General features: G+C 62.0%; 5 protein-coding genes. 1 reads left to right on the top strand and 4 read right to left on the bottom strand.

Annotated features, from left to right (window positions below; genetic code table 11):
• The 4 genes from SHM7688_RS02710 to SHM7688_RS02695 form a co-directional block, all read right to left on the bottom strand.
• Positions 1-2,527: type I polyketide synthase (locus SHM7688_RS02710; protein ID WP_144432499.1), on the bottom strand; the 2,527-nt coding region annotated here is incomplete at its 3' end.
• Between the two features lie 158 nt (positions 2,528-2,685).
• Positions 2,686-4,053 carry an oligosaccharide flippase family protein gene (locus tag SHM7688_RS02705; protein WP_058238477.1) on the bottom strand — a complete coding sequence of 456 codons (1,368 nt, stop codon included), beginning with the start codon at positions 4,051-4,053 and terminating at the stop codon, positions 2,686-2,688.
• Positions 4,050-4,874 carry a glycosyltransferase family 2 protein gene (locus SHM7688_RS02700; RefSeq protein ID WP_058238476.1) on the bottom strand — a complete coding sequence of 275 codons (825 nt, stop codon included), beginning with the start codon at positions 4,872-4,874 and terminating at the stop codon, positions 4,050-4,052. Before SHM7688_RS02700 ends, SHM7688_RS02705 begins: the two co-directional genes overlap by 4 nt.
• Before the next feature lie 93 nt (positions 4,875-4,967).
• Positions 4,968-8,000: a calcium-binding protein gene (locus tag SHM7688_RS02695; protein WP_058238475.1), complete on the bottom strand. Its 3,033-nt coding sequence runs from the start codon at positions 7,998-8,000 to the stop codon at positions 4,968-4,970.
• A gap of 251 nt (positions 8,001-8,251) precedes the next feature.
• Between SHM7688_RS02695 and SHM7688_RS02690 the strand changes: the two genes are divergently transcribed.
• Positions 8,252-9,463 (top strand): serine hydrolase domain-containing protein, encoded by a 1,212-nt coding sequence (locus SHM7688_RS02690; RefSeq protein ID WP_058238962.1) that lies wholly within the window; start codon positions 8,252-8,254, stop codon positions 9,461-9,463.
• The last annotated feature ends 54 nt before the right edge of the window (positions 9,464-9,517 follow it).

Genomic DNA, 9,517 nt, shown 5'->3' with positions numbered 1-9,517 from the left:
CCACCGCCACACCGCAGGCCCAGAGCTGCCCCAGAACGGTGAGAAAATACGCATCATCGGCGATGTCATCGTCGCTGTGACGCAGGGCAGAGAGCACTTTGTCTGCTTTCACCTGTCCCTGCATTTTGACCAATGAGGACAGCGCTTTGCCGGGCCCCACTTCGAGGTACACCCGCCCGCTTTGCTGCGCGAGCGTGGTGATGTTGTCGGCAAACAGCACCGTATTGCGCAGATGCGCCACCCAATACTCAGGATCCGTCGCCTCACTATCCAGCAACATGGCCCCAGAGCGGTTGGAGAGGATCGGCAGGCGCGGCGGGTGCAGCTCAATGTCGCGCAGATAGTCGCCAAAGCGGCCTAAAATTGGCTCCAGCATGCGCGAATGCGCGGCGATATTGATCGGCACACGCTGGGTCTCGATCTCCTGTGCGGCCAGCGTCGTCGCCAGAGCCTCAAGCGCCGCATCCGGCCCCGACACCACCGTCAGCGCAGGCGCATTCACCGAGGCAATGTCCAGCGTCTCATCCAGATGGGGGGTCACCTCGCTGAGCGGCAAAGGAATGGAGAGCATCCCGCCTGCCGGCACCGTGTCAAACAGCTGCCCGCGCAGCTGCACCAGCCCCAAGCAATCCTCAAAGGACATCACCCCCGCCAGACAGGCAGCGGTGTTTTCCCCCATGGAATGCCCCACCAATGCCGCAGGGGCCACCCCCCAGCTCATCCAGAGCTGCGCCAGCGCAAACTCCACCATCATGATCAGCGGCAGCTGCAAGCTCGGCTGTTTCAGGCGTTCCTGCGCCCGCGCCGCCTCAATCCCTTCCGCCAGCCAGAGCGCGCGCAGCTCTGCGCCACCTTTGCCCGCCAGATGGGCAAAACCGCGCTCCATCCACGCTTCAAACACCGGTTCGGTTTCAAACAGATCCCGCCCCATGCCGACATATTGCGCGCCGCCGCCGGGGAACATGAAGACAACCTCGGGCGCTGTGGCCTCTGCCGTATGGGTGAAGACACGCCGGGCGTGGCCGCTCTCCAGATACTCCGCCGCCGCCGCATGGCTGTCGGCCACCACCACACGCCGCTTTTCAAAGGCGCGCCGACCGGTCAGCAGCGTATGCGCCACATCCGCCAGCGGTTGCTCCGGGTGGGCCCGCAAATGTGCTGCCAGATTGGCCGCATTGGCCTCCAGCGCCTTTTGCGTCCGCCCAGAGACGGCAATCAGTTGAAACGGCCAGTCGCTGGCCTGGCTGGCTGCCCGCTGCGGGGCCTCATCCACGATCACATGCGCATTGGTGCCGCCCACCCCAAGGCTGTTGACGCCAGCCCGACGCGGCCCTTTGCGCGCCTCCCAAGGGCGCAGCGCCGCATTCACCGCAAAAGGGCTGGCGGCAAAATCGATTGCCGGATTGGGTTTTTCAAAGCCCAATGAGGGCGGCATTTCTTTGTGGTGCAGCGCCAGCGCGGTCTTGATCAGGCTCGCCGCTCCTGCGGCAGTGTCCAAATGGCCGATGTTGGTTTTCACCGAGCCAATCCGGCAAAACCCCGTCTCCTGCGTGGTTTCGCGATAGGCTTCGGTCAGGGCCGCCACCTCAATTGGATCACCCAGATAGGTGCCGGTGCCATGGCACTCCACATAATCCACCGTGTCCGCGCGCGCATCTGCCAGAGCCAGCGCATCCGCCACCGCTGCCGCCTGACCGCCCACCGAAGGGGCGAGATACCCGGCTTTGTCCGCGCCATCATTGTTGACCGCTGATCCCTTGATCACCGCCCAGATATGATCACCATCTGCCACCGCATCCGCCAACCGGCGCAACACAACCACGCCTGCGCCAGAGCCAAACACCGTGCCCTGCGCGCGGTGGTCAAACGCGTGACAGGCACCATCGGGAGACAGGATTTCACCGTCTTCAAAGACATAGCCCCGCCCATGCGGCAATTCGATGGTCACGCCGCCCGCAAGCGCCATGTCGCATTCGCCATTCAACAACGCCTGCGTCCCATAATGCACCGCCACAAGAGAGGTAGAACAGGCGGTCTGCACCCCAAGGCTCGGTCCCTTGAGATCCAGAATATGGCTGAGGCGGGTGGTCAGGAAATCCTTGTCGTTGCCGGTGTGACGCAACAGGAACATGCCGGTGCTGTCCACCAGATCGCGGTTTGAACAGATGTTGAAGTAGAAATAGCTGCCCATGCCACAGCCGCCGAAAACCCCAATCGGGCCCTCAAAACGCTCCGGCATATGGCCCGCATTTTCCAGCGCCTCCCAGCTCACCTCAAGAAACTGACGATGTTGCGGATCCATGATTGCCGCCTCTTTGGGCGAGAGCCCAAAAAACTCCGCATCAAAATCGGCAAACCCATCCAGCATGGCGGCGGCAGGCACATAGTTGCGATGGGCCATCTTGGCGCGGCTTTCGCCCTGGGCAAGCAGATCCTCTTCGGTGAGGTGGCGGATAGAGCTGATGCCCTGTCTCAGATTGTGCCAATACTGTTCAATCCCGGACGCGCCCGGCAAATGGGCGGCCATGCCAACAATCGCAATATCGGTTTCACTGATCTGCTGATTCAACGGCTCACTCACCACATCTACCTGTTTTTTCACTATACACTGTTCCCCTGAATGGATTGGGGAGTCTTTCACCTGTCTTAAGGATAAAATCCCAAAGGTCCGCGAGGAAGGTCAAATCAGGGCAAATTAAGGGCAGAAAGCCTCTCTATGGCGTCGAAATGTAGCCAAAAGGCGAGTCCTGCCAGCATAAGCCCTGCCAACCAGAATATCGCGTCATGACGCGCATCCCATGCCGCATGTCGCCGCGCCAGCCAGACCACCGCCGGATAGGCCAGCCCCATGGCGATCCCTTGCCCCACAAGCGCACCAATCAGGCCAAACTGCATCGCGCCCCAGATCAGCCCCCCCATCATCAGCGCGGCGCGGATCGTGGTCAGGATGAAAAACCCCCGGCTGTCGCCCGCGGCCAGCGCGGCCTGATCATAGGTGATCGCCACCATCTGCGGGATCTGCATCAGAGCCAGTAAAACAACCACGCCACCTGCGAGCGCGTAGCGGGGATCATACAGTATCTCGACAAGCCATACCCCCAAAAGCGCGGTACCAGACAGAAGCACAAACAGCCCCGCGCTCAGCAGAAGGCGCATTTTATGCAGCGCTGCGCGATGTGCCTCACTCTCGCCGGGGGGCTTTTCCCGATAGATCGGAATGAGCAGCCGCCGCACCATCATCCCCCCCAGAAGCAGCGGGAAAGATGCCAGAAAATAGCCGATGTTATACACCCCAAGAGCCCCAAGGCTCAGATGTTTGCCCAGCACGATTTTATCGCCTTGCGACAGCAGGAACCCCGCCGCAGTGGAGAGGAAAATCCATTTGCCAAAATGGATCAGCTCACGCGCGGCAGTGCCCTCCCAGCGCAGCCTGTTGGACGCACCGGGCAGAAACAGCTGATACAGCAGCAGTTGCAGCATCACCGCTGTCACCGCATTGGCCACCAGCGCCCAGACCGATCCAGTGGTCCAGGCCACAAGCACACCCACAAAGAGGCCAATGCTCTGCGCGATCAGATCAATCATCGTCACCCAGCCAAGCGCCAGATGCCGGTTTGCCAGATCATGTTTGGTGGGAAACAGCCCCATCACCAACAGCGTCACCCCAACCACCGGCAAAATCTGTGCCAAGTCCGGGGCGTCATAGAAGGCCGCTGCTGGCGCGGCGAGCGCACAGGTCAATACCATCAAAAGCGCGCCGCGTATGACCTGAATGGTCCAGGCCGTGTTGAGAAAATCCTGCTCTTCGCCCCGTTTGCTTTGCAGGATGGATTGGCTGACGCCCATATCGCTCAGATTGTTGAGTCCCTGCAAAAACACCCACACCAGGCTCATTAGCCCAAAGGCTTCGGGGAAAAGCAGCCGCGTGAGGATCAGATTGGAGGCCAGCCGCAAGGCCTGTGATCCGCCATATCCCAATATGGTGAGCCCGCCACTGCGCAGCGCCCGCGCGGCCAGTGAATTGCCTGACCTGACCTGACGAAGGCGGCTCATCTGCCCCGCTCCCAGCCTGTGCTCTGCTGTGGGCGCAGCTTCACGGCCATTGCCACGCCTGCATAGACGGCAAAACCCAAAGGATCGCGCAGGGCCATGGTCAGTTTTTTCAGTGGCAAGAGCGTGGCCTTATCGTCGTTCTGCAACAGATCGGGATAGGTTGCGGCCACCTCTGCCACCCCGGCATTCTGACGTCGCCGTACTTTCACCAGCGCGCCAAACCCCTCCACCAGTGGCCAGTCATACCCGGCACGCACGCCAATCCGCTCTGTTGGGGAGAATTGAAGGCGCACAAAGGTGTCATCGGAAATGATGCCGGGAAAGGCCCCCCAGCGCGCGCGGCCTGCGGCGTTGACCGCAAAAAGCCCGGCGCCGGGCACACCATGCGTGAGGAAGGGCACCTGCGCATAAATGCGCGCGTAAGCGCGCGTGGCCCAGCTTTGCGCCGCCGCGAGCCGCAGTTGGCCACTGGCATAGCGGGGTATCTCTGAGGAGAGCGCGGTTGCAATTTGGCCAAGCAGGGCGGCATCCACGATCACATCCGCATCCAGATAGGCCCGTGTGCCATAGGTGGCGGAGGCCTCGGCGGCGTTGAGCGCGCCCATTTTGCCCAAAGCAGGCAGCTCCAGCACCTCCAGTGTCCAGCCTTTTTGCCGCGCGGCCTCGGCAAAGCCCCGCGCCAGTGTGGCTGTCTCATCCACACATCCATTGGCTGCCACCACAATCTGTGCCCGCTCCAGCCCTTCTGAGGCCAGCACAGCCGACAGGCAGGCGCCAATATGCGCGCCTTCATTGTTGGCGGGAATGAGGATGCTCAACACCGTGCAGGGGGCCTTCTGTCTGTTGGTGTGGATAAAAATATCAGATCAACCGGAAGTAGGGCAGGGGATTTCTCCCCAACTGCGCCAGCTGTGTCACAAAAGCCCACCAATCGGCAGCACAAGCGCGGGGGCACTCTCAAAGGCCACCGCTTCAATGCTGGTCAACAGGTAGCTGCGCCCGGCAGCTGTGGCCCGAATGCGCGCGCCATCGCGGCTGAAGGCATAATCTGTCTGCGCGCCCGGCAAGACCGCCCGGTCCGTGCCCGCGCCGCCATGCAAGAGATCGCCCCGCCCCCGCGCAACCAGCACGTCATTGCCGCCTGCCCCCAGCAGGATATCCCGCTTGCCGGTGCCCTCCAGACGATCCGCGTCTTCGCTGCCAAGGTAAAGTCCGCCGTGCAGAAACACATGCTCTGCGCGGGCCGTGCTCCAATGCGGCCCGGCGGTGTTATAGGCCGTCAGCACATCATGGCGTGGGGTTTTGTCCCACAGGTGGCGCAGATGACCCCAGCTGCCCCATTTGCTGGGCCGTCCCACATCGGTGAAGGCGTTGAAACTGCGCCCGCCCAGACTGCGCCATGCCGCCAGCATGTCTTTGTAAACCTCCGCCAGCTCCGCACTGGCACTGAACGCGGTGTAAAATGCCGTGAGGGTGTCGTCATTGGCCTGCACGCCCACGCCCGCCACATGGCTGCCTCCTTCATACATCACCAGCGCCAGATCCAGCTCCCGCGCTTTCTTTGCATGATAGGGCATGAACTCTGTCAGCATTTCGGCCACATCCCCCTGCCGCAGCGCCTCTGCCGCTTTGGCAAAGACACCGTCATACTGGTGCGCCTCCACATAGGCTGCCAGCGCCGCCCGCTGCAGCCCCTGCGCCGCGCCCTCCGCTTCTGCCACGGTGCGGGCCTGCGCCAGCCACGCCTGCAGCTGCGCCGCGCCTTCCTCCAGCCCAAGCGAGACACCAAAATACCCGGTCACCGCATAGGCATCAAACTGCGTCACCGGTGCCGGGTTCCCTTCTGCCTGCCACAAAGGCGCCTCCAGCAGGCCGCGCTCATAGCCGGGCCAGCCGGTGTGTGTTGCAATCACCCGCACCAGCCGCGCCGCCGCCTGATCGCCATAGGCCGCGCCCCAGAGCTGCGCCATCTCCGCAGCTTTCATGCCGGCAAACTGCATCTGCACATCGCTGCCCTTGCCCCAGCGCGCCTCGCCCTCTCGCAGCGCCCATTGCGCCTGTTCAAAGCCCCAGTTCCAAAGCTCGTTGGAATATTCCGCATAGGTCAGCAGCTCAGGGTCCAGATGATCGCGCACATAGCTGGCAAATGCGGTGATATAGGCCGCCTCCGCCAGATGTGGCAGCGTGAACCAGGCATCCGCACCAATCTCATTGGCCAGCCGCACCATGATCTCCACCGGCACCCCGCGCCAGCCATAGGTGAAATCGCTCTTAAGCGGGCGGTCTTCCCAGCGGGACTGGGTGGAATGGTTGGTGTCCATCCAATCCATGAACCGCACCATGCGCAGATCATCCACCACATTCAGCCAATCGGGGTTGAATACCGCGCCCGCCTCCCACAGCGGAATATGGGGCAGGGCAATCACCGTGATATTGCGCACATAATCACCCACACGCTCCGGGTCCGGCTCCCGGATCTTAAGCCCCACGTGACCCTCTCCCGGCGTGAAATCAAACCAAAGCGTATTGGGGCCGCGCTGTGTCACCCGCGCGCGCCCGGTCAGTTCCACCGCGCCCGCGCCCTCCCAGCTCACCCGGTACAATCCGGATAGGCCCGTGGCCGCTTCGGGCTGATTGGTCAGCAGCAGGCTCTCCACCGAATCGATGTCTTCCGGCAGCCCCCAGATCCAGCCGGTCTCATCCACCAGCCCCCGATCCTGCAGATCCTCAAAGCTCAAGGCGCCCCATTGCCCCTCCACATGCCCCACCCAGGGGCGTGCGGTTTTCATCCGGTCAATAAAGGGCTGCTGTGTGGACCAGTCACTGATGCCGCTTAATCCCATGGCCAGCGCCGGATCGGCCAATCCCAAACCAGCCAGCTCCACGCCTGCCAATCCCTGCGAGCTCAGCTGGGACGTGTCTCGTGGGGGCGTGCGAAAGGGCGTATTGGGCGACACCTCCCGCGCCGCCGCCTGTGCCGGTTTCAACACCAGTCGATGGATTTCATCCCGCACGGCCTCCCAATAGGTCCGTACATCCGCATGAATGCTCTCGGGCAGATCCACTTCCAGCGGAAGCTCCGATTGAAACAGCGCAACATAGGTGATTGCCCCCGCCAGCAGATAGGTTGTGGGGGTCCCATGCGGCGCATCATCACTGTACAGCACCTCTGCCGCCAGCCCATCCAACACCCCACCATCCAGCAGTTCTGCCATCACGCTGGCCACCGGGATCAGATCCACCTGTGCCTCGGGCCGCGCGCGGCGCAGGGCCGCGACATAGGTGTCATACCAATCGTGATACTCCCCGGCATTAAAGCGATGGTACTTGCGCAGCTGCCGTGCGCTGGGCGGAAACCGGCGCACCTGGCTGCCCATATCGGCCCAGCCCTCATAGATTGCAATGCGCACAGGTCCCAGTTCGGCCTGCATCCGGTCCATCACGGCGAGCGTAGCACTCACCGGGCTGGCCTGATCCGGGTTGTCCCCATCATAGGGGCGCTCAGGTGCCTGATACTGAATGAAATTGGCCGGTGTGATCATCACCGTATCCCAAGGCACATCGGCAAAATTGCGATACGTTCGCCCCCATGCACGCGACACCTGCGCAAACCGCCAATTGGCCTCCGGCGTGCCGCTGTTGGCAAAATCCCGCAAGAAACCCCATTGCCCATCCAGCGCAAATTCCGTGCCTGCGGCCTGCGCCAACAGCGCCATCCAATGCGGCGCGGCGGTCTCATCCGTCTCCGTCAGGTGATGCACAAGGCTGTTGCCATAGACATAGACCGTCTGCGCGCCTGGCTGAGAGGCCGTGCCATCCGTGCCTTGCGCCTGCGCGGTGTTCAGCCCGGCCATCATGATCACAGCGATCAGCGCGCACAATAGGCCGCGTCCCGCCCGACGCAGGACAAATGGCACAGTGCTCAGTCTCTTGGTCAAATCCGTCATCCTCTCTCCTGTGGCCGTGTCCTTTGGACTTGCGGATATCCGTTGCCTGTCACTATGCGTCAATTCCCATGTGTCTCAAAGAGCATTGCCACCTCAAATGGTGCCTTTGACGGGCGCTGCACAGAAACTACGTAGTCTTACCAGCTTGCCCGGCCCCGCCCCATGCAGGCAGTCTGCATCAAAGGCGTAAGACGGGGGGAAACCAAATGAGCGGCCCATTGATCGGAGAGGCACAGGCGCAGGCGCGCGGTATGGATCCTGAACGGTTGTCGGTTGTGTCAGGTTGGATGGACCGGTTGGTCGCTGAGCGCAAATATGCCGGATGCGGGCTGCTGATTGCGCGTGCGGGCGATGTGGTTTTTGATCATGCCACCGGTCTGCGCAGTTTGGAAAATGAAAGCCCTTTTCAAAGGGACACTGTGGCGCGCATTTATTCGATGACCAAACCAGTGACCACCGTGGCCCTGATGATGCTGGTGGAGCGTGGCCTGCTGCATCTGGACGCCCCGGTCTCTGAGTTCATTCCGGCCTTTGGCACCTGCCATGCCCTCATCGAAGGCGCCACGGATCTGGGCCAGACCCAGCCCTGTGCCACCCCCACCCTGCATCAGTTGGCCACCCATACCAGCGGGCTCAGCTACCCGTTTAACCCCGGTATTCTGGCGGCGGAAATGGACGCGCAGGATCTGATCTTCCGCGCCAATCAGGGGCCGCTTGCACAGGTGGTGGATCAGGTCGCCGCGCTGCCCTTGGCCTTCACACCGGGCGCGCGCTGGGAATATTCGGTCAGCATCGACATTCTCGGCCGTGTCATCGAAGTGGTCAGCGGGCAAAGCCTTGCAGAGTTCTTTGATCGCGAGATCCTCGGCCCCTTGGGTATGACGGAAACCGGCTTTTCAGTGGTGGCAGGCACCGCGTCGCGCTTTGCGGATCTTTACACGCCGCTTGAAGGGGATGCCATGGCGCTCAATGAGGCGCGGGTGGGGGCCAATAGCCTGCGCCGGGTGGATGACAATCTGCAGTCACCCTTCCTGAATGCCGAAACCTATTCTGGCGGCGGTGGGCTTGTGGGCACCATGGATGATTACCTGCGTTTTGCGGAAATGCTGCGTCGGGGAGGCGCACTGGGGGATCAACGTCTGTTGTCCCCCCGAAGCGTCGCTTTCATGATGCGCAATCACCTCTCCGGCGATATCGCCTCCATGGGGCCACAGAGTTTTGCCGAACAACCGATGGAGGGTATGGGTTTTGGTCTTGGCGGGGCTGTGGTGCTGGATCCAGCCCGCGCCCGTTGCCCCGGCAGCGTGGGGGATTTCAGCTGGGGCGGCATGGCCTCAACGTTTTTCTGGGTGGACCCGGTCGAAGCGCTCTCCGTGGTCTTCTTCACGCAGCTGTCCCCGTCCAGCTCCTACCCGACCCGGCCTCAGCTCAAGGCGCTGGTACATGCGGCGCTCACCGGGTGATGCGCCACTGGCTGACACGAAATTCTGCGATGTTTCAGACGTCGTGAGAAGAGT

The sequence above is a fragment of the Shimia marina genome (genome assembly GCF_001458175.1).
In the GTDB taxonomy this organism is placed as follows: Bacteria; Pseudomonadota; Alphaproteobacteria; order Rhodobacterales; family Rhodobacteraceae; genus Shimia; species Shimia marina.
Note: the sequence above shows the minus strand (reverse complement) of the source record. Positions and strands in the feature narration are given on the sequence as shown.